This is a genomic window from Roseobacter sp. HKCC-CH-9208 (assembly GCF_037805125.1).
GTDB lineage: Bacteria > Pseudomonadota > Alphaproteobacteria > Rhodobacterales > Rhodobacteraceae > M30B80.
The window spans coordinates 2,100,282-2,121,993 of the sequence record NZ_JBBLYK010000001.1 but is presented as its reverse complement, the minus strand read 5'-3'; the positions used below and the strand labels follow the sequence as shown (position 1 = coordinate 2,121,993).

The 21,712-nt window shown below is 58.3% G+C and carries 17 protein-coding genes; 1 reads left to right on the top strand and 16 read right to left on the bottom strand.

Annotated features, from left to right (window positions below; genetic code table 11):
* Positions 1 to 6 precede the first annotated feature (6 nt).
* The gene (locus tag AAC621_RS10665; protein ID WP_340255425.1) at positions 7 to 1,218 is read left to right on the top strand and encodes a UbiH/UbiF family hydroxylase; all 1,212 of its coding nucleotides are present in this window, start codon (positions 7 to 9) and stop codon (positions 1,216 to 1,218) included.
* Here AAC621_RS10665 and recN read toward each other — a convergent pair.
* From recN to AAC621_RS10585, 16 genes are all read right to left on the bottom strand, one after another.
* Entirely contained in the window at positions 1,215 to 2,873 is a 1,659-nt protein-coding gene (gene recN / locus AAC621_RS10660) for a DNA repair protein RecN (protein WP_340255422.1), read from the bottom strand. The genes AAC621_RS10665 and recN overlap by 4 nt on opposite strands.
* A 23-nt stretch (positions 2,874 to 2,896) precedes the next feature.
* Positions 2,897 to 3,790: an outer membrane protein assembly factor BamD gene (locus tag AAC621_RS10655; protein WP_340255419.1), complete on the bottom strand. Its 894-nt coding sequence runs from the start codon at positions 3,788 to 3,790 to the stop codon at positions 2,897 to 2,899.
* Between the two features lie 97 nt (positions 3,791 to 3,887).
* Positions 3,888 to 4,808 carry a UDP-3-O-acyl-N-acetylglucosamine deacetylase gene (gene lpxC, locus AAC621_RS10650; RefSeq protein ID WP_340255416.1) on the bottom strand — a complete coding sequence of 307 codons (921 nt, stop codon included), beginning with the start codon at positions 4,806 to 4,808 and terminating at the stop codon, positions 3,888 to 3,890.
* 249 nt (positions 4,809 to 5,057) lie between these two features.
* Complete coding sequence (ftsZ, locus tag AAC621_RS10645) at positions 5,058 to 6,638, bottom strand: cell division protein FtsZ (RefSeq protein ID WP_340255413.1); 1,581 nt, start codon at positions 6,636 to 6,638, stop codon at positions 5,058 to 5,060.
* Positions 6,639 to 6,888: 250 nt separating this feature from the next.
* The gene (ftsA, locus tag AAC621_RS10640) at positions 6,889 to 8,223 is read right to left on the bottom strand and encodes a cell division protein FtsA (RefSeq protein ID WP_340256484.1); all 1,335 of its coding nucleotides are present in this window, start codon (positions 8,221 to 8,223) and stop codon (positions 6,889 to 6,891) included.
* Positions 8,223 to 9,158 carry a cell division protein FtsQ/DivIB gene (locus AAC621_RS10635; protein WP_340255410.1) on the bottom strand — a complete coding sequence of 312 codons (936 nt, stop codon included), beginning with the start codon at positions 9,156 to 9,158 and terminating at the stop codon, positions 8,223 to 8,225. Before AAC621_RS10635 ends, ftsA begins: the two co-directional genes overlap by 1 nt.
* The gene (locus AAC621_RS10630; RefSeq protein WP_445322505.1) at positions 9,146 to 10,024 is read right to left on the bottom strand and encodes a D-alanine--D-alanine ligase; all 879 of its coding nucleotides are present in this window, start codon (positions 10,022 to 10,024) and stop codon (positions 9,146 to 9,148) included. Before AAC621_RS10630 ends, AAC621_RS10635 begins: the two co-directional genes overlap by 13 nt.
* A gap of 148 nt (positions 10,025 to 10,172) precedes the next feature.
* Positions 10,173 to 11,093 (bottom strand): UDP-N-acetylmuramate dehydrogenase, encoded by a 921-nt coding sequence (gene murB / locus AAC621_RS10625; RefSeq protein ID WP_340255407.1) that lies wholly within the window; start codon positions 11,091 to 11,093, stop codon positions 10,173 to 10,175.
* Between the two features lie 177 nt (positions 11,094 to 11,270).
* On the bottom strand, positions 11,271 to 12,248 hold the full coding sequence (locus tag AAC621_RS10620; RefSeq protein ID WP_340255404.1) for a hypothetical protein: 978 nt from the start codon (positions 12,246 to 12,248) through the stop codon (positions 11,271 to 11,273).
* A 248-nt stretch (positions 12,249 to 12,496) separates the two neighbouring features.
* On the bottom strand, positions 12,497 to 13,897 hold the full coding sequence (gene murC / locus AAC621_RS10615; RefSeq protein WP_340255401.1) for a UDP-N-acetylmuramate--L-alanine ligase: 1,401 nt from the start codon (positions 13,895 to 13,897) through the stop codon (positions 12,497 to 12,499).
* Positions 13,894 to 15,000, bottom strand: a complete 1,107-nt coding sequence (locus tag AAC621_RS10610; protein WP_340255399.1) for a UDP-N-acetylglucosamine--N-acetylmuramyl-(pentapeptide) pyrophosphoryl-undecaprenol N-acetylglucosamine transferase — start codon at positions 14,998 to 15,000, stop codon at positions 13,894 to 13,896. Before AAC621_RS10610 ends, murC begins: the two co-directional genes overlap by 4 nt.
* Before the next feature lie 4 nt (positions 15,001 to 15,004).
* Positions 15,005 to 16,171, bottom strand: coding sequence for a peptidoglycan glycosyltransferase FtsW (locus AAC621_RS10605; RefSeq protein WP_340255396.1), 1,167 nt, complete (start codon positions 16,169 to 16,171; stop codon positions 15,005 to 15,007).
* Positions 16,172 to 16,272: 101 nt separating this feature from the next.
* Positions 16,273 to 17,679 carry a UDP-N-acetylmuramoyl-L-alanine--D-glutamate ligase gene (murD, locus tag AAC621_RS10600; RefSeq protein ID WP_340255393.1) on the bottom strand — a complete coding sequence of 469 codons (1,407 nt, stop codon included), beginning with the start codon at positions 17,677 to 17,679 and terminating at the stop codon, positions 16,273 to 16,275.
* A 19-nt stretch (positions 17,680 to 17,698) separates the two neighbouring features.
* The gene (gene mraY / locus AAC621_RS10595) at positions 17,699 to 18,784 is read right to left on the bottom strand and encodes a phospho-N-acetylmuramoyl-pentapeptide-transferase (RefSeq protein ID WP_340255390.1); all 1,086 of its coding nucleotides are present in this window, start codon (positions 18,782 to 18,784) and stop codon (positions 17,699 to 17,701) included.
* Positions 18,785 to 18,808: 24 nt separating this feature from the next.
* Positions 18,809 to 20,212 carry a UDP-N-acetylmuramoyl-tripeptide--D-alanyl-D-alanine ligase gene (locus AAC621_RS10590; RefSeq protein WP_340255387.1) on the bottom strand — a complete coding sequence of 468 codons (1,404 nt, stop codon included), beginning with the start codon at positions 20,210 to 20,212 and terminating at the stop codon, positions 18,809 to 18,811.
* Positions 20,209 to 21,705: a UDP-N-acetylmuramoyl-L-alanyl-D-glutamate--2,6-diaminopimelate ligase gene (locus tag AAC621_RS10585; RefSeq protein WP_340255384.1), complete on the bottom strand. Its 1,497-nt coding sequence runs from the start codon at positions 21,703 to 21,705 to the stop codon at positions 20,209 to 20,211. The genes AAC621_RS10590 and AAC621_RS10585 overlap by 4 nt, the downstream gene beginning before the upstream one ends.
* Between the last annotated feature and the right edge of the window lie 7 nt (positions 21,706 to 21,712).

Sequence of the window (21,712 nt, the reverse complement as noted above, 5' to 3'; positions counted from 1 at the left end):
GGGATCATGAGCGATATGATCGACACAGATATTCTGATTTCGGGTGGCGGCATTGCAGGGCTGATTGCCGCCTCTGCCTTTGGTGCGGCAGGTTTTTCCGTTCTTTGCGTAGACCCAAGCGCGCCGATTACCACCCGCGATGCAGAAGGTTCCGATCTGCGCAGCACCGCGTTTTTACAGCCCTCGCGCGACTTTCTCGATCAGGCGGGGCTGTGGCGGCATTTTGCACCGCATGCAATGCCCTTGCAGATCATGCGCATCGTGGACGCAGGCGGGGTCGAGGCCGTAGCGCGCAGCGCGCATGATTTCAACGCAAGCGATATCTCGGATTTGCCATTTGGGTGGAACCTGCCCAATTGGCTGTTACGCCGTGAAGGTTTGGCACGGATTTCTGAATTGGATCATGTCACCTTTCGGGCGGGCGTTGGCACAAAATCCTTACTTACCCGAAGCGCAGAGGCGCGCGTCACCCTCACCGATGGCACCCGTGTGCGGGCCCGTTTGGTGATTGCCGCAGACGGGCGCAATTCCCCCATGCGCAAGGCGGCGAGCATCCCTGTGACGACCATGCGCTATGGTCAAAAGGCTTTAGCCTTTGCTGTCAGCCATGACCACCCGCATGATAATATCTCGACCGAGGTGCATCGCTCGGGCGGGCCATTTACCCTTGTGCCGTTGCCAGATTACGAAGGCAAACCCTCCTCCGCCGTGGTTTGGATGGAGCGCGGGCCAGAGGCAGAACGCCTCTGTGCCCTCCCTCAATCCGCGTTTGAGGATGAAATGCGCACGCGCTCTGCCGACCTTTATGGGCCGTTGCGTCTGATTTCACAGCGCACGATCTGGCCGATCATTTCGCAAGTGGCGCATCGCATGACAGGCGAGCGTCTGGCCTTGGTGGCCGAGGCCGCGCATGTGGTTCCCCCGATTGGCGCGCAGGGCCTCAATATGAGCCTTGCCGATATGGCGACCCTGCTTGATCTGGCCAAGGCCGCGCCTGACCGATTGGGTGAGGCTGCCATGTTGCAAAAATATGAACGCGCACGCCATGCCGAGATTGCCGCCCGGGTGGCAGGGGTGGATGCGCTCAATCGCGCCTCGATGGCCGATGATCAAGGCTTGCGCGATTTGCGGATGAAGGCGCTGAACAGTTTCTACTCGGTGAAACCTGTACGCCAAATCTTGATGCGCGCGGGGCTTGGCGCGCGGGCAGCGCGCTAAAGCTGGGCTTGGAACACCAAGGCACGCGCCGCCTCGCGCGCGGCATCTGTAATGACATCCCCAGAAATCATACGCGCAATCTCATCGACACGGGCATCCGCATCAAGCGGCGTCACGGTGCTGAGAGTGGTCTCATTTTCAACGGCTTTTGAGACACGCCAATGATGCGCGCCAAGGGCCGCAACCTGCGGGCTGTGGGTCACAACCAACACCTGCCCCCCTTGCGCCAACCCGACCAAACGGCGCCCTACGGCATCGGCGGTCGCCCCGCCAACACCGCGGTCGATTTCATCAAAAATCATTGTTATGTCAGATGCTTGCCGCGTGAGGCACACCTTTAACGCTAAAAGGAACCGCGACAATTCCCCGCCCGAGGCGATCTTGTTCAAGGGCCCTGCAGGCGCGCCAGGATTGGTGGCCACAGTAAAGGTCACGGCGTCAATCCCCTCTGGGCCTGCGGGGGCATCGGTGAGCGCGGTGGTGAAGACCGCGCGTTCCATTTTCAACGGGGCCAATTCCCCCGCCATCGCCGCATCAAGGGCGCGCGCCGCAGCCTCACGCTTGCTGCGCAAGGCTGCGGCTGCCGTTTGATAGGCCTGATCTGCGGCGGCCTCGGCGGCGGCAAGGGCAGCCAAATGCGCATCCCCCCCTTCAATCGCGCTCAGGCGGGTTTGCAAATCCTGCCACATCTCTGGCAAGGCATCACATAGAACGCCGTGTTTGCGGGCCAAAGCGCGCAAGGCAAAAAGACGATCTTCTGTTTCTTCCAAATCCTGCGGATTGAAAATCAAACGATCTGCGAAATCGCCAACCACCCGCTGCGCTTCGCCCAATTCGAGATTGGCGCGCTCTAGGGCGGCCAGTGCCTCGTCCAAGGCGCCTTCACTGCGATCCGACAACCCAGCCACAAGGCGCAGCGCATCGCCGATCTGGCCCTCTGCGCCCTGATCCGACAAAGTGGCAACAAGCCGCGCCACATCTTCACGCAACCGCTCGGCCCCTTGCATAAGGCGGCGCTTGGCATCAAGCGCATCTTCCTCACCCGCTACGGGGGCAAGGGATTCGAACTCGGCTACAGCGTGGCGTAGGAAATCTTCCTCAGCGCGAATTTTTTCAAGATCGTCTAGCGCCGCTTTATGGGCAGATGCGGCCTTGCTGAGCGCCCGCCACAGCGCGCTCAACGCGGCCAAATCATCGCCATGGCCGCCAAACTCATCGAGCAGCGCACGATGTCCGCGCGGGTCAAGCAGACCGCGATCATCATGTTGGCCGTGCAATTCGACCAAAACATCCGACAGGGCGCGCAGAACATCACCGCTTGCGCGGCGATCATTCACCCATGCGGTCTTGCGCCCGTCTTGGGTGTTGATACGGCGCAAGATCAATTCGGGTCCAGAGGGCAGGCCCGCCTCCGCCAAAATCGCCTGAACAGGGTGATCTGTGGGCAGATCAAATACGGCGGATACTTCGCCCTGTTCTGCACCTTGGCGCACCAAATCGGCACGGCCCCGCCAGCCCAAGACAAAGCCAAGCGCTTCAAGAAGAATGGATTTCCCCGCGCCCGTTTCCCCCGTCAAAACATTCAACCCCACCTGAAACTCAAGGCTGAGATGATCAATCAACAGAAGATCGCGAATTTCGAGATGCCGCAGCATCGGCCATGCCCCCGTTCAGTGACCTAGAGCCACGCCCCACGGATCGTGTTGTTCCAAATGCCGCGCAACCAACCCTCGCCTTGCGGTTCAGGCTCGAGGCCCTGCCCCTGCAATTGACGATATGCATCTTCATAGAAGGGCGAAGATCGGAAGTTATAGCCCAATATTGCGCCCGCGGTTTGCGCCTCATCCGTCAGACCCAAAGAAAGATAGGCCTCAACCAAGCGCATCAGCGCCTCAGGCGTGTGCGATGTTGTTTGGAACTCTTCGACAACGACACGAAAGCGGTTGATTGCCGCCATGTAATGTTGGCGCTCAAGATAGTAGCGGCCAATTTCCATTTCTTTTGCTGCCAAATGATCAAAAGCCAAATCGAATTTCAAAGCGGCGGAATTGGCGAATTCGCTATCAGGGTAAAGTTCGATCACCGCGCGCAAGGCTTGCAGGGCTTGAAAGGTCAAACCTTGGTCGCGGCCCACCTGTTCAATCTGATCATAATAGCTCAAGGCCAAAAGATACTGCGCATAGGCGGCATCATCATCGGCAGGGTAAAATTCGATAAAGCGCTGTGCGGCAACCCGCGCCTCTTCGTATTGGCGCGCCTCGTGATGGCTGAAGGCAGCCATAATCAACCCGCGCTTGGCCCATTCCGAATAGGGATGCAGGCGCTCAACCTCTAGGAACAAAGGCGCGGCTGCCTCTGGATCATCTTTATTTTCAAGCTCAAACTCGGCCCGGTTGTAAATTTCTTCGGCGGTCAGGGCCTCAAGGGGCTGTTCCACCACACGCGGCCCAAAGAGACCACGGCGCGGCTCACCATCGGCGCGCGGGCCACAGGCCGTCACCCCAAGCGACAGGATCAGCAGACCAAGCCCAAGCTTTCGTGAAAATCCATGCGCGCGTGACGTGTCGTTCATCTATCTACCCTGTAGAAATCCGCCAAACCCCAAACCTTGGGTATCTTATTCCTAGGGTGTTAGCACATTAATCGGAAGGGCAAAACGTCAGATTGCCTCACGCAACATGCGCCAAATCATGTTGGCCGACCCCCACACCGGGCAAACGGGCAGCCGTCTGAGCGTCACATTGCACCAAACGCATTGCATCAGGCATCGTAAAAAGCGCGCGCAGCAGGCGATTGGTCAACATATGGCCTGCACGCACGCCTTCGTAATGGCCAAGGATCGGGTTGCCTGCCAAGGCCAAATCACCAAGAGCATCAAGCATTTTGTGGCGCACAGCCTCATCCGCATGACGGAAACCACCGGGGGACAGCACATCATCACCATCCACGACAACCGCGTTGTCATAGGATCCACCAAGGGCCAGACCTGCGTTCCACATCGCCTCAACATCGGATTGGCGGCAGAATGTGCGGCTGTCACAGAGTTCGCGAACGAAACGCCCATTGGCCAAATCCGCGTGGCGATGCTGCACCCCAATCGCGGGATCAGGGAAATCAATCGAAAAGGCCATCGTCAGATGCGAGGCAGGCGCAAGCGATGCTTCGCTGTCGCCATCACGCACAGTCACTTTCTTCAGGATTTCAATCGCATAGATGGGGCGATCTTGCGGCGCGATACCCGCAGTAAGAAGGCCGCGCACAAATTCAACTGCCGAGCCATCCAAAATGGGCAGTTCCTCGGCATCAATATCGACACGGGCATTGTGGATACCACAGCCAGCAAGTGCCGCCATCAAATGTTCAATGGTCGATACGGAAACCCCATCAGCGTTGGAGATTTTGGTGCAAAGGCGGCTTTCTGGAACCGCATCATAGCGCGCGGGGATCAGCGGATCCGCATCGCGCACGTCCACCCGGTTGAACCAAATGCCGCTATCGGCCACGCTTGGATGGATGGTCAAAGTAACAGGCTTTCCCCCATGAAGGCCTACACCTTTGAAACTTGCAGATTTTTTCAGCGTTGCTTGCACAGCAAACCTTTCTGTCGTCCTGTGCCCACAATCGTGGGCGCCCCCAACGCAGCCACCCCATCTGACTTCAAGCCTGTGATACAAACTGAGCGGGAGCGAGACAATTCAAGCTTTGTTACTCTCTGCAACAATGCAAAAACGCATCGGCAGAATCTTGCCAAAGACCACAGGATACTCATCTAATAATTTGATTAGAAACGAAAAAGACCGATGCAAGATCGGCCTTTTCGCTGTCATAGTTTCGAAAATTTAATTCGCTTGGCGGCGCAGGAATGCAGGAACTTCGATGCGTTCCTGCTCTGGGTCGACTGCGTCATCCTCCATCATCGGCTGATGCTGCGCGCTGAGGTCAGGGCGACTGCGAGTCACGGGGGAGTCTGTGTTGCTTTGACCCGTCATCCGCTCAAGCAGCGAATTAATCCCAAAGGCACGGCGGGGAGCTGCGGGTTTCTCCGTCAATGCGGGGCGCTGCGCAGTTGGGCGGGCTGTCGTTGCATTATGCGTTGCGATTGCATTTTTCAGCCGATCCAAGGCCTGCGGGCTTGGCGTGCCTGCTGCAGGACGCATCGGGACGGTAAAGCTGGCCGCTTCTTGTTCGTAAACAGGCTCAGGGTCAGCTGCGACAGGGGCGGGGCTGCTCATCGCGCTGTCATACACAGGCGCGGGAACCTCGTTGTGATCCGTCTCCATCATCGGGGCGGGCTCAGCGGCAACTTCATGCTCAAGATCATCGAACAAAAACGGCTCAGGCGATTGATCTGCTGCGAATTCTTCGGCAGGTGCTGGCTGTTCTTCGACAACTTCTGCAGCAGGCTGAGGCGCCGCTGTGTAGCTGCGCTCTGGCTGATAAAGTTGCATTTCAGAAACATCGATACCTGTTGCCACAACAGACACACGCATCCGACCTTCCATCGAGGTATCAAGGGTCGAGCCCACGATGATATTCGCGTCAGGGTCAACCTCTTCACGAATGCGGTTTGCGGCCTCGTCCAATTCAAACAGGGTCAGATCATAGCCGCCTGTGATATTGATCAAGACGCCTTTTGCACCTTTGAGGCTGATTTCATCCAAGAGCGGGTTGGCAATGGCCTTTTCAGCGGCCTGAATGGCGCGTGTTTCGCCTTCGGCTTCGCCTGTGCCCATCATGGCCTTGCCCATCTCGTTCATGACGGCGCGCACATCCGCGAAGTCAAGGTTGATCAGGCCAGGACGCACCATCAGATCCGTGACACCTTTGACGCCCTGATAGAGAACATCATCCGCCATCGCGAAGGCTTCGGTAAAGGTGGTTTTCTCATTGGCCAAACGGAACAGGTTTTGGTTCGGAATGATGATCAGCGTATCAACAACCTTTTGCAGCTGCTCAATGCCCTCTTCGGCTTGACGCATCCGCTTGGCACCTTCGAATTGGAAGGGCTTTGTCACCACACCCACTGTCAAAACGCCCAGTTCACGCGCCGCTTGCGCGATGATTGGCGCCGCACCCGTGCCCGTGCCACCGCCCATGCCCGCGGTGATGAAGCACATATGCGAGCCTGCCAATTGATCCACGATCTCTTCGATGGATTCTTCTGCCGCGCTTGCCCCAACAGAAGGGCGCGCCCCAGCCCCAAGACCCTCGGTCACGCGCGCACCGATTTGGATACGCTGCGGTGCTTTGGATTGCTGCAGGGCTTGGGCATCGGTATTCGCGACAACGAATTCGCAGCCATCAAGGGCCTGCTCAATCATGTTGTTCACGGCATTGCCGCCTGCGCCACCCACACCGAAAACGGTGATCCGTGGTTTTAGCTCTGTCCCTGTGTCGGGCATGGAAAGGTTCAAGGTCATCTGCTCGGTCCACCTGTTTTGTCGTCCCTGATCTGATCTTGCGCCAGATATCTTGGGGTTTGACTGCCTCGTGTTTCTTTTGGATCACAGTAACGATAAATCTGCGCCGCGTCATCAGAAAATTGCAAATTTACCACAAAATAGAGTGGCTTATATGTGACCTTCGGCGTGATCTTGCCGACACCCCCCGCATTCTGTGGTGCGAGGGGGCAATTTCGCTAGGGTTTGACGCGGCAAGCGGGGCGGTTTCTCACCAATTGTCGCGGAACCAACGCACCGCGCGCTTCAGCGAGCGGGCAGGATAGCTTTCAGCAGGTATGTCGAAATCCCACCACTCATCTTGCGGATAGGCCGCAAACAGCGACAGTCCGACCGATGTTGAGAACGCGGGACCACAGGCCGATTGGGGCAAGCCTTGCACCCGCATCGGGCGGCCAAGCCGCACCTGATTGCCCAAAATGCGTGAGGCCAAACCATCAAGGCCCGGCACCTGACTGCCCCCACCTGTCAAAACAATGCGCTGACTGGGCAAATGATCAAACCCTGCCGCATCAAGCCGTGCGCGCACCTCTTCAAGGATTTCTTCAACGCGCGGGCGCATCACGCCGATCAATTCCGCACGACTGACATGACGGCGGTCGTAATTCCAATCGCCTGTATTGCCCTGCAATTCGATCATTTCACGATCATCCATGCCCGTGGCAACAAGCCCCCCAAAACGGGTCTTGATCCGCTCGGCATGAGTCATGGGAATTTGCAACGCCTGCGAAATATCCGAGGTGACATGATCCCCGCCCATGCGCACGGTATCAGCGTAGATCATGTGCTTTTTCATGAAAATAGACAGGCCTGTGGCACCGCCACCCATATCCACACAAGCCGCGCCCAATTCCTGTTCATCCTCAACAAGGCTCGACACCCCCGCCACATAGGGCGAAGAGGCCAGACCCGCGAGTTCCAAATCACAGCGCTTCACGCAGTATAGCAGGGCCTCGATGGCATTGGCCTCGACCGACAGAAGATGCATATCCACCGCCAGACGTTCGCCCACCTGACCGCGGGGATCGGACAGGCCAGTGCGATGATCCAATGAGAAATTGACAGGCTGCGCGTGCAAAACCTCGCGCCCTTCGCCCAAATCAGGCAAATCACAACTGGCCAAGGCGCGGGCCACATCATCATCTTGCACAGTCTTTTCTTGAACAATCGTCTCGCCCGCCATGCCATAGGAGCGCGGACGCGCCCCCGCAAAAGCCACCATAACGTGATCCACGCGGGTATGGGCCATTTTTTGCGCGGTCTGAACAGCGGTGCGGATGGCGCGTTCGGTTTCTTGAACCGTGTCGATCTCGCCAAAACGCACACCGCGCGAGCGCGTTGTGCCCATGCCAATCACCCGAAAAGCAGACTGCCCCGCAAGGGCCGCTTGGCGATCTGTGGAATAGGCCATGCCCGTCTCATCAAACCGCAGAACAAGGCAGGAGATTTTGTAACTGCCCACATCCAAAACCGCCATGACACCGCGCTTGAGCGCCTCTTGGCGTTTGGCGCGCATTGCGCGCTGCATATGATACAGATTGTTCATCATCCTTGCCGTTCTCCACTCACCACCAACTGACCACGCAAAATGTCGAAATTATCTTGGGCCTCTGCGCTGAGGCGTAATGTGGGCCTATCTGGCCTGCGCATATCTATACTGAGGATGTCGCGGCTCAGGATATCCTGCGCCTGATCCAAGGCGATCACACGATCCAAGACAAAACTGGCATTTTCCTCGGGCAGCATAATCTTGCGCCCATCAGAAAGAATGACATCCCAACGCCGCTCACCCACACGCACAAAACCGCGCAACTGATCGGCCAAAGGGGCCGCGATGCGCACAAGGTTCAAGGCCTCGCGCGCGGCAAGATCCGCCCCTTCCCCGCCGATCAAAGGCAAGGCCTGCGAAATAGGTCGGCTGATCAAATCATCGATGACCACACCATCGCCATCAATCAACAAGAACGCCTCGCGGGTTTGCCAGATCAATTCAGGCAACCGCTCCTCAATATCCAATTGCAAGACCCCATCTGCTGCGATGCGCAGTTGGGCGTTGCGCACTGCGGGCATTTCTTGGATCTGCGCCTTCATCTGGGGCAAATCGAGATCAAAGGATGAGAGCGGGAAATCAAGCGACAAAAGCCCGCGGATTTCATCCGCCAAAGCAGGGCTTGCACCATTCACTGACAACAGAGTCACCCGAAATTCTGGGCGCGCCTCAATGGTGCGGCGCAGATCTTCCACCTGCGCGGTCAGCTGATCCATATTGCGCGGGTTCGACAGATAGGCGGCGCTGCCCCCAACAATGATGATCAAAGGCAGACCATAGCGCATAAAGACGCGAAAGACGGGCGTCAGCCAAAGGCGCTGAAACCGATAGGCCATCACCGATGGGGCGGGGTCGCGCTTTTGGCGCGGGCTTGGGGCGCTTGCACCATGTTGCGGTGCGCTTGGGCGCTGCGCGGGGCCTAGCGGTCGCATGAGGCATCCTCCACCATCCAACGACACAGAGCGCCGAAACTGATCCCTGCGGCCTGCGCCTGCTCGGGCGCCAGTGAGGTTGGGGTCATGCCGGGCTGTGTATTGGCCTCAAGCATCACCAAACCCTCTAAGCCGCGCGTATCGTCCCAACGGAAATCGCTGCGTGACAGCCCACGCAGACCCAGCGCGCGATGCGCGGCAATCGCCATATCAAGGCAGGCTTGCGTAATCTCGGCGGGAATATCGGCAGGGATCACATGACGCGACCCGCCGGGTTTGTATTTGGCATCGTAATCATACCACCCTGTCGTGATGATCTCGGTTACGCCAAGGGCGCGATCCCCCATCACCGTGGTGGTCAATTCACGACCGGGCGCATAGGTTTCCACCATCACCTGATCTGGCATCTCGGGGCCAAGCAGGGGGGGGCTATTGGCCCCGTCCATCACTAGATACACACCGACCGAACTGCCCTCATTATTAGGCTTCACGACATAGGGCGGCTGCATCACATGCGCGCGCGCGACATCGTCCCGCGCCACGATCTGGCTGTCCATGACGGGCAGGTTTGCGGCGCGCAAAACATCCTTGGTGCGCTGCTTATCCATGGCAAGCGCAGAGGCCAAAACGCCCGAATGGGTGTAAGGCAGACGCATCCATTCCAACATGCCTTGCACCACGCCATCTTCGCCAAAGCGGCCATGAAGCGCATTGAACACCACATCAGGGGAAATTTCAGACAGGCGCATAGCCAAATCGGGGCCTGCATCGACCTCGATCACCTCATAGCCTTCGCCCGCCAGTGCCTTGGCACATTCGCGCCCCGATGAAAGAGACACCTCGCGCTCTGCCGAGGGGCCACCCATCAATAACGCAATACGGGGGGATGCTTTTGCAGCAGAACCGCCCAAATCTTGCCTCTTGCCTCAATCGGCCTTCAGGGTCTTTGCGCCCCTTGGCCACCGCGTTGCCCGCATCTATGCGGCGGGCTGTAATTGGCGCGCTTTTGATCCTTTACGGATCACCCACGCGCATAATTTCCCATTCTAGCTGCAATCCGCTGTTTTGGAAAACCTTTTTTCGCACATATTCGCCCAAATCTTCCAATTCTTTGGCGGTGGCCCCGCCTGCATTGGTCAGGAAGTTGGGATGTTTATCATTCATCACCGCGCCGCCCAGACGATGCCCGCGCAGACCTGCCTCTTCGATCAGTTTCCACGCTTTCATCTCGTGACTGTCATCCGCGCGCCCAGTCGAGGAAAACCCCGCAGGGTTGCGAAAGGTCGAGCCTGCCGTGCGGTCTTTGGTCGGTTGGCTTGCGTCACGGCGGGCCAGTTGGTCGTCCATCTTGGCGACAAGATCATCGGGTTTGGCGCGCGGCGCCGTGAACCGCGCCTCGATCAAGATCAGATCGGGGTCAAGCCCCGTCTGGCGATAGGCGAATTGGAAATCATCAGGGGCAAGCGTGACCACCCTGCCCGCCCGCGTCACCGCGCGTGCCAAGGTCAAATGATCCGCCACATAGGCACCATAGCAGCCCGCATTCATGCGGCAGGCCCCGCCGATGGTGCCAGGAATGGTGCGCAGAAAGGTCAGGTCTAACCCCGCCTCGCCCGCGCGTCGCGCGACATGGGCATCAAGCGCGGCTGCCCCCGCAATGACCTGATCCCCTTCGATGCGAATGTCGTTAAACCCGCGCCCCAAACGGATCACCACACCGCGCATCCCGCCATCGCGGATGATGAGGTTCGACCCCACCCCAATCGGAAAAACGGGAATGGCAGGGTCAAGCGCGGCAAGGAAGCCCTGCAAATCCTCGAGATCCGCAGGCTGAAACAGATAATCCGCAGGCCCACCCACGCGCAGCCAAGTCAGATCCGCCAAAGGGCGATCTGGGGTCAAGCTGCCACGGGGGGTTGGAAGGCTTTGGGTCATATCGGGGAAGTAGCGGTTGCGATTCCACCAAGCAAGGGGTTTGTGGCATCAGTCGGGGCTTGCAGCGGTTTCAAAGTTTTGGCGCGCATGACCCGAGGGGTGGGCCTCGCGCCTCACCTCTAGGATTTTGCCACGCACGGCCCATGTGCCATCTCGCACCCCGTCAGGGTTTTGTGGTTAGCCCCCTGTTATATATCGCGCCAGGTCAGACAATAGCTTCGAAAGCGCGCCGTTGCTAAAAACTTCGACCAGCAAGGCCCCGACAACCTTATCAGCCCAACCACCGCATTTGCGAAGAAACGCCAATAGCGCTTTCTTCATCCATTCAGCGATTTCAGCTAAAAGCGACTTGTCTGGCTTCGCCTTGGTTAACTCATGTTCAACCTGATCCAGCCCCGCCCAAATGATCAAGACCTGCTGTGGCGGGTCTGCATTTTCGATCAATTCGGGCGGGTTATTGTGAGAACGTTGAAAGGCACTTGCGGCACCATCGGGCAAGGCCTCTTCAATCGCGCCCTTGATTGAACGGGTTTCCTCCAAAAGGCGCAGGCGCTCAAAATTATCAATCACCTCCGCGATTCGTTCGGCAACCGCCTTTGGCCCAGCCCGCCAGATCCCATCCCCGATCAAAACCACCTCGCGGAGAAGTTCGAGCGGGAATGGCATTGTGCCGCTGATCAGGCCATCCCACCACCTTTCCCAAAAACTCCAAGTTTCTGGGTCTTCAGCCCAGATGGCGCGGGTCTCGCGGTCGGCACGGGTGAACCAATCAGGTGGTTGGGTGGGCCAGAGCTTGAAGTTTATCAGCCTTGTCTCTGAGCTGTCGTTAGACAACTCCAGTTCACCATAGAAGAGGGCATCACCCCGCAGTGGATCAACGACGGAAATATCGATAAAGTTTTTTTCAACAGCTGCGTGGTCGATGGAATCATTAGCTCGCCAAATAGTATCAAAATGTTTTTGCTCGATCATAGAGACAATCACGTTTCCAACCGCAGCTCTTGTTCGGAGCATATTTGAAGCGGCGGGTCGAACTATCTGGAAACCCCCGTTCACGCCTTCGGAAACGTATTTTCTACACGATCTGAAAACATTTTTATTTAGGACTTGAATGTCTGAAAACGCAATCCATTGCAAACACATGGCACGCAACAAAGGAAGAGAAGACGCATCGGATCGCTAAGTCGTCGATCGCGTCTCGATACTTCCCCAAAGCGGAAAAACCCGAGCCGCTGCGCGAAAGGCAAGCTGCGGAGCAACCCGCAATGCCTGATCCTCTGGCAGGCCCTTAAGCCACGCCCCTAGATCATCTGCCGATTGAATATCTTCCGCTTTCATGCTGCCAAACCCCTGACTCCGTTCCTCGAGTCAAGAGTGGCTCAATTCAGACCTAAATAGAAAACCTATTTCTGCAATCGCCCCACAAGGCCATGCGCCCATGCGCTGATCGTGCCTGCGCCGAGGCAGACCACGATATCGCCTGATTTGGCCTCGGCGCGCACAAGCGCCTCGAGCGCGTCTTCGCGGTCCACGGCGCGGGCGTTGCGGTGGCCGTGGCGGATCAACCCTGCCACCAGATCATCGCGGGATGCGCCCTCGATCGGGGTCTCGCCTGCGGCATAGACCTCGGCGATGCCCACGACATCGGCATCGTTGAAACAGGTGCAGAACTCTTCGAACAGGTTCGACAGGCGGGTATAGCGATGGGGTTGATGCACCGCGATCACGCGCCCCTCGCTGGCCTGCCTTGCGGCGCGCAAAACGGCCGCAATTTCCACGGGGTGGTGGCCGTAATCATCGATGATGGTCACGCCCCCCACCTCGCCCAATTTGGTGAAGCGGCGGTTGACCCCCTTGAAGCCCGCAAGGGCCGCGCGGATTTCATCCGATTTCATGCCTAAATGGCGCGCCACAGCCACGGCGGCCAACGCGTTTGAGACATTGTGATCGCCGGGCATAGGCAGGGTGCAGCCCGCAATCACCCGATCCTCGCCGCGCAGTGCGATGTCGAAATACGCGACACCCTTGACGTAATGCAAGCCCACCGCGCGCACATCGGCCTGCGCGTTGAAACCATATGTCACCACGCGGCGATCCGTGACGCGCCCAACCAGCGCCTGCACCTCAGCATGGTCGGTGCAGCAGACCGCGAGCCCGTAAAAGGGGATATTCGAGACGAAATCGTAAAAGCCTTTGCGCAGATTTTCGATCGTGCCCCAATGTTCCATATGTTCGGGGTCGATATTGGTAACGATGGCGATGGTGGCAGGCAGGCGATTAAAGGTGCCATCCGATTCATCGGCCTCTACCACCATCCATTCGCCTTGGCCCACGCGGGCGTTTGAGCCATAAGCATGGATGATGCCGCCATTGATCACAGTGGGGTCAATGCCGCCCGCATCGAGCAGGGTCGCCACAAGGGTCGTGGTGGTGGTCTTGCCATGCGTGCCTGCAATCGCCACATTCGAGCGCAGGCGCATTAGCTCTGCCAACATCTCGGCACGGCGCACCATCGGCAAGCCCCGAGCGCGCGCCGCGTCAAATTCAGGATTGCCCGGTTTGATGGCGGAGGAAATCACAACCACCTCGACCCCGTCCAAATTTTCTGCCGCCTGTCCGATAAAGATCTGCGCGCCCAACGCCGCAAGACGTTCGGTGATCTTGCTCTCTTTCAGGTCAGAGCCTTGCACCGCATAGCCGTGGTTCAACAGCACCTCAGCAATACCCGACATGCCAATGCCGCCAATCCCTGTGAAATGGATCGGCCCAAGCTGTGTGGGAAGTTTTGTGGCGGCGGCGTTCATGATCTTCCTTTCGGTGCAATTTCCTCGACCATCGCAACGAGACGATCGGTGGCATCTGGCACGGCTTGCGCAAGCGCGGCATTTGCCATGGCTTGGGCCTGTGCGGGGTCGGCCAAAACCTCAAGCATGGCTTCTGAGAGGCTGTCGGCGTTCAGCTCATGTTCCGCAATCGCAAGGCTTGCCCCTGCAGCGACCATAGGGCCAGCATTGGCGGTTTGATGATCTGCGGTGGCGGCGGCAAAGGGGATAAAAATCGCAGGCCGCCCAATGACCGAAATATCCGCAACCGAGGACGCGCCTGCGCGGCTGATGACCAATTGCGCCTCCGCGATCCGGCGGGGAATATCATCGAAAAATGGCTGCACCTCGGCAGTGACACCCAGATAATCATAGGCACGGATGACGCGATCAATATCCTCGGGGCGGGCCTGTTGGGCCACGCGCAAGCGCGCCAAAATCCCCTTGGGCAGTTTTGCCACCGCATTTGGCACAATTTCAGACAAGATACGCGCGCCTTGGCTGCCACCCATGATCACAAGTGACAGGGGCCAATCGCCGGGCGGTGTATAAACGGCGCCTGCGCGCGCCATCACCGCAGCCCGCACAGGGTTGCCGATATGATCCGCCCTTGTGCCCTCCGGCAGGCGCGTGGGCCATGTGCCACAGGCCACCCGATCCACGCGCCGCGCAAACAGATGATTGACGCGGCCAAGCACACCATTTTGCTCATGCAAGGCCCGTGGACGCCGCGCGATCCACGCCGCGGCCAATGCGGGAATGGTGGGATAACCGCCAAAGCCTATGACAATATCGGGCTGAAGGCGGCGCTGCAGCAGCAAGGCCGATAGAATACCCCCCAAGATCTTATAGGGCGCCTTAAGTTTATCGGCCAGCCCCCCTTGGGCGAATGTGGCCGCCGCCACTGTTTGCACAGACACCACATGGGGAAATCCCCCCGCATAGCGCGCGCCGCGCGCATCCGTCGAAAGCGTCACCTGCCACCCCTGCCGCACCAAGGCCTCGGCCAAAGCTTGGGCGGGGAACATATGCCCCCCCGTTCCCCCTGCCGCGATGATAGCGTGACGCGCGCCTCGAGTCCCCATCGGATTAACGCCCCCGTTTGCTAAAGATATCGGCCAAATCACCCTGTGGCCGCGCACGGGTAAGGGCCAAAATCATCCCCATAGCAAGACCTGTTGCAAGGATAGAAGACCCGCCATAGGACACAAAGGGCAAGGTCATGCCCTTGGCAGGCAAAAGCCGCACCGCAACGCCCATATTGATAAACGCCTGTAGCGCGAACATGGTCACAAGACCCGTGCCTGCAAGGCGGATGAACGGGTCGCGTTCTTTGAGCAAACGCAGGAAACTGCGAAAGGCGATTGCCGCGAAGAGGGCGATGATGATCAACACAAGGATCACACCATATTCTTCGGCAGCGACCGCGATAATGAAATCGGTATGCGCATCAGGCAAAGTCCATTTCACGGCACCCTCGCCCAAGCCTGCGCCAAAAAAACCACCTTCACGGATCGCATTGGACGCATAGGCAAGCTGGGTGTTCGGGGCCACTTCGGCGCTGAGGAACCCATCAATCCGGCGCGCAAAATGCTCGGAGGCATGATAGGCAAAGATGCCCCCGACCCCAGCAAGCGCCACAACGCTGACCATGAGAACAATGGGCGCGCCTGCAACGAAATAGATCACGCACCACCCCATCAAAATCAGGGCCGCCTGACCGAAATCAGGCTGCATCACCAAAATGCCAACAATGAGAATGGTTAATCCAAAGGACAGGCGCTTGCCTGGTGGGCCTGCCAATTCTTGGCTTGCGGCGACCATCCAAGCGACTGTGACGATATAGAGGGGTTTTAGAAATTCGGATGGCTGCACCGAAGCAAACCCAAGCGAATACCACCGCACAGCGCCTTGCCCAAAATCAGTGCCAAAAATCGGCAGCGCCAAAAGGGATAGAAACGCGCCAGCAAACCCCACCACCGCAAAGCGGCGTAGCATGAGAGACGGCAGCATCGACACTAACAGCATCCCGATCATCGCCGCGCCGCCAAAGATAGCTTGGCGTGTTACATAGTGAAAGGGCGGGTGACCATTGCGTTCGGCCAAAGGTGGCGATGCGGCAAAGCCCAATAACAGGCCAATCGCAAAAAGTGCCAAAATGCAGCCTATCGTGCCGCGATCAACAGTGCGCCACCAACGGGGCAAAACCGCTTCGCCTGATTGCACAAGAACTGTGCCATGCGCCATTTCTGTCATGGGATATACCGTCCGATACTGCCTCAACCGCCCGATTTTTCGGGTCTCATGGGCAAATTAGCGAAATTTATTCCCAAAAGCCAGAGAAAGCCGCATCAGACCTACGATTGCGCAAGAACTTGCGCAACTTGGGCGGCAAAATCATCGCCCCGCTTCTCAAAATTGTCGTATTGATCAAAACTAGCGGCGGCAGGGGCCAATAAAACCACATCGCCCGGCTCGGCCTCGGCGACAGCGCGGGCCACGGCGGTGGCCATATCGGTGCAAATCTCTTTAGGAAGATCCCCCAAATTCAAGGCAAATTTTGCAGCTTCGCGCCCAATGACATAGGCCTTTTTGACCGAGCCGAAATGTGGCCGTGCCACATCAAGCCCGCCCTCTTTCTCAAGCCCGCCACAAATCCAACGGATGGCCGGATAAGCGGCAAGCGCTTTGGCGGCGGCATCGGCATTGGTGGCCTTGCTGTCATTGACGAAACGCACCCCCCGCAGTTCGCCCAAAACCTGACTGCGATGCGGCAGACCCTTGAAGGAATGCAACGCGTCCTCGATCACGCGCGGCGCAAGGCCAAGCGCGCGGGCCACCGCATAGGCCGCACAGGCGTTTTGATGGTTATGCGCGCCCGCAAGCCCCGCGATATCGCGCAAATCAATAGAGGCCACCTGACGCCCCTTGCGCCATTCCGACAGCCAGCCTTTACGGGCAAAGACATCCCAATTCGTGCCGTCTAATTTCTGCGCAGAGGAGATGCGGATCACCCGATCATCCCCTGCCCCTTGGGTCAGTTGATTGGACAAGGACAGCCCTTCAACCTCATCAATCCCAATCACGGCGCGATCTGGGCCACCTTCGGCAAAAAGCCTGCGCTTGGCCGCATAATAGCCTCCCATCCCACCATGACGATCCAAATGATCCGCTGACAGATTGGTAAAGACCGCGATATCGGGCGTCAGGGCGCGGGCAAGCTCGGTTTGGTAGGAGGACAACTCCAACACAACCACCCCCCCATCTTCGGGCGGATCAATATCCAAAACGCCGCGCCCAATATTGCCCGCAAGCTGCACAGATACGCCTGCAACATCCAAAATATGGGCGATTAGCGCCGAGGTTGTCGATTTCCCGTTTGACCCTGTCACCGCGACCACGCGCGGGGGGCGGTCAAATTGCGCCCAATCCGCCTGACCAAGCGCCGCGAAAAACAGGCCCACATCATTATCAACGGGCACATTGGCGCGATAGGCGGCCAAAATTGCGGGATGCGGCGCAGGGTAGAGATTGGGGATACCGGGCGAGGTGATCAGGCGCGACACGCCCTCAAGAGCGCCTGCCTTCGTTAGATCAGTGACCAGAAACCCGTCCGCCTCGGCGCGCGCGCGCGCCTCTTGCCCATCATCCCAAACAAGCGCAATCGCCCCACCCGCTTGCAGCGCCCGCGCGGTGGCAAGCCCCGAACGGCCCAAGCCCAAAACAGCGATTTTTTGACCTGAAAACCCAGTGACGGGGATCATCTGACCGCTCCTTGCTTTGTTAGCGCAGTTTCAGTGTCGCAAGGCCGATAAGCGCAAGGATAAGGGAAATGATCCAGAAGCGGATCACCACTTGCGGCTCAGCCCAGCCTTTTTTCTCAAAATGGTGATGGATGGGGGCCATCAAAAACACGCGTTTGCCTGTGCGTTTGAAATAGAGAACTTGGATGATCACGCTCATCGCTTCGGCCACGAACAAGCCGCCCACGATGGCCAAAACGATTTCGTGCTTTGTAGCAACGGCAATGGCACCCAAAGCCCCACCCAAGGCGAGCGAGCCTGTATCCCCCATAAACACGGCTGCGGGCGGGGCATTATACCACAAGAACCCAAGACCGCCGCCGATAAGACCCGCGCAAAACACCAGCAATTCGCCTGTTCCCGGCACGTAATGCACATCAAGATATTCCGTGAAATCGACCCGCCCCACCGCATAGGCAATCACGCCAAGCGTGGCTGCGGCGATCATCACGGGCATGATGGCCAAGCCATCCAAACCATCGGTCAGGTTGACGGCATTGGCGCTGCCCACAATCACAATCATGGCAAAGGGGATAAAGACATAGCCCAGATTGATCAGCACATCTTTGAACACAGGCACTGCCAGTTGCAGCGTCAGATCATCAGGGTGCAAAACTGAGGCCGCAATGCTGGCCACAGTCGCGATCACAAAGCCAAGCGCCAAGCGCAATTTTCCCGAAAGCCCCGCCGTGGTTTGGCGGCTGACCTTGGCCCAATCATCCGCCAGACCGATCAGGCCAAAGGCCACAGTCACCCCCAGGACAATCCAGACAAAGCCATTATCAAGCCGCGCCCAAAGCAGCGTGGACAGCGTCAGCGCCGCAAGGATCAGCAAGCCCCCCATCGTGGGCGTGCCTGCCTTGGTTGCGATGTGATGCGCAGGCCCATCTTCGCGAATGGGTTGTCCTTTGGCATAGCGGCGGCGCAGCGCGTTGATCAGCGGGCGGCCAAAGATAAAGCCAAAGATCAGCGCTGTGAAAAACGCGGCCCCTGCACGGAAGGTAATATAGCGGAACAGGTTAAAGAGGTCGCCGCCATCTGACAATTCGCTGAGCCAATACAACATATGGCGGTTCTCCCCTTAGCGTTCCTAAACGGATTGCCCGAGATTGCGCAATGCGTCAACCACGCGCGCAAGTTTTACGCTGTTTGAACCTTTCAGAAGGACAATATCGCCCTCTTCGAGGGTCTTGGGCAGGGCGCGCGCCATCTCATCGGCGGTTTCGCAATGCAGCCCGCGCTTGTCGCTTGGCAGGGCTTCATGCAAATGTTCCATCAAGCCGCCCACTGTATGAATGCGCTCGATCTTGGCGATACTTGCAAGATCAGCCAATTCTGCGTGCATCGCGGGGCCTTGTGCGCCCAATTCCAACATATCGCCCAAAACCGCGACACGGCGGCGCGCCTCTGCAGAAGCCAGAACATCAAGCGCGGCTGCGATAGAGGCGGGATTGGCATTATAGGCATCATCTATCATTTCAATCTCGCCGGCATGGGCATGACGATTTGACAGGGTCAAACGCTCACGGGTGCCGCGCCCTGTTACGGCTTGCCAATCAGACAGACCAAGGGCCGCAAGCGCCACATCCCCTCCCAAAGCAGCAACACTGGCCATAACGGCCACCGCATTCAGCGCCAAATGCCGCCCTGCGGTGTTCAACTTGAACAGATGCGTTTCCCCGTCAAAGACCATTGAGACAATGGTGCGATCCTCGATAATCTCGACCGAAACCAAGCGCGCCTCAGCGGTTTCGGCCTCGCCAAAACGAAGGACGCGGGCGGCACAGGAAGTTGCTTTGTCCTGCAAAATGGCGCGCGTCTCAACATCGGCATTAACAAGGGCGATCCCACCTGTCTCAAGCCCCTCATAGATGCTCGCCTTTTCATGGGCGATCCCCTCAAGACTGCCAAATGCCTCTAGATGGGCGGCGGCAACAGTGGTCACAATGGCCAAATGGGGCCGCGCCATGCGCGCCAAGGGGGCGATTTCGCCCGGCCCATTCATGCCGATTTCAATCACCGCGAAATCCATCTCGCGCGGCATCCGCGCCAAAGTCAAAGGCACGCCCCAGTGATTGTTATAGGAGGCAACCGAAGCATGCACCCGCCCCAAGGGTGCGAGGGCTGCGCGCATCATTTCTTTACTGGTGGTTTTGCCAACCGACCCCGTGATGGCAACCACCTGCCCCGTCATACGCGCACGCCCTGCGCCCCCCAAATCCTCAAGCGCGGTTTGCACATCCTCTACAAGGATCAGGGGCGCATCTTGTGCAACGCCGTCAGGAATGCGGCTGACCAACGCGCCTGCGGCACCTTTGGCCAAGGCATCTGCCACAAAATCATGGCCATCCCGCGCGGCAGATAAGGCCACGAAGAAATCCCCTGCCATAAGGCTGCGGGTGTCAATTGAGATGCCCGTGACCTTAAAATCTGGCCCATGCGCGCGGCCATGGGTGGCGGCGGCAATCTCGGCTGATGTCCAAAGCGCGCTCATTGCTGACCCTCCAATGCGCTCACGGCAAGGCTTGCCTGTTCGAGATCATCGAACGGATAGGTAACGTCACCGACAATCTGCCCTGTTTCATGCCCCTTGCCCGCAATCAAAAGCGCATCGCCTGGCGCCAAATCGGCCACGGCGCGCAAAATTGCCTCGGCGCGATCGCCGACCTCGCGGGCCTGCGGGCAGGCCTCAAGAATGGCGGCCCGAATGGCGGCGGGGTCTTCGCTGCGGGGGTTGTCATCGGTGACAGTGATGCAATCTGCATGGGCGGCAGCCTCGGCCCCCATCAAAGGGCGCTTGGCGCGGTCGCGATCCCCGCCTGCACCAAAGACGACATGCAGCCGCCCCATAACATGCGGCCTGAGCGCCAAAAGCGCCGTGCGCAACGCATCAGGCGTATGCGCATAATCGACAAAAACAGGCGCGCCATTGGTACGGGTTGCGGCAAGCTGCATCCGCCCGCGCACGCCTTCTAGGCGCGGCAACGTAGCAAAAACCGCGTCAGGGGCGGCCCCTGTCGCAATCACCAAACCCGCCGCGACCAAGACATTCATGGCCTGAAACCCACCAATGAGGGGCAGCCGCGCGCGAAAAGGGTCATCTTGCCATGTAAAGAGTAAATCCTGACCCCGTTCATCCAAGCGCCGCGCCGTAATACGCAGGCGTGCATTTGGCGCATCCTCACCCACAGTGATCACTTCAATCTCTCGCGCTTCGGCGATGGCGGCAATGGCCGCCCCTTTGGGATCATCGAGATTGACCACGACAGTGCCATTTTCATCCAAAACTTGGCGAAAGAGGCGCGCTTTGGCCTCGAAATAGGCCTCCATCGTGCCGTGATAGTCGAGGTGATCTTGGGTGAAATTGGTAAAACCCGCCGCGGCCAAGCGCACACCGTCAAGGCGATATTGATCAAGCCCGTGTGACGAGGCCTCCATCGCGGCATGGGTGACCCCCGCCGCGGCCATATCGCGCAACAAGGCGTGTAAGGTCAAAGGATCGGGCGTTGTGTGGGTGCCTGCGGCGGCAAAACTGCCCTCCACGCCCGTGGTGCCGATATTAACCGCATCAAAACCCAAGGCGTTCCAAATCTGACGGGTAAAGCTTGCGACACTGGTTTTCCCATTGGTGCCTGTTACTGCGACCATGGTGTCAGGCTGCGCACCAAACCAAAGGGCAGCAGCCTGCGCCAATGCCGCGCGCGGCTCGGCCACGACAACCAGGCTGGCATTGTGGTCAGCGCCAAGATCACCAATGATCTTTGCGCCCTCAGGGTCGGTTAAAATCGCCGAAGTCCCCGCGGCAAGAACCGCTTGCGCATAACTGGCCCCATGGGCATGGCTGCCTGAAAGGGCCGCGAAAACCTCGCCCTGTTTGATCTTGCGGCTATCAAGACACAAACCCGTCACCGCCACATCCCCACCCCGCGTTGGGGTCAACCCAAGCGATGAAAGGCGGACTGTCTCATCGCGATGGGACGCAGGCATGGGTTAA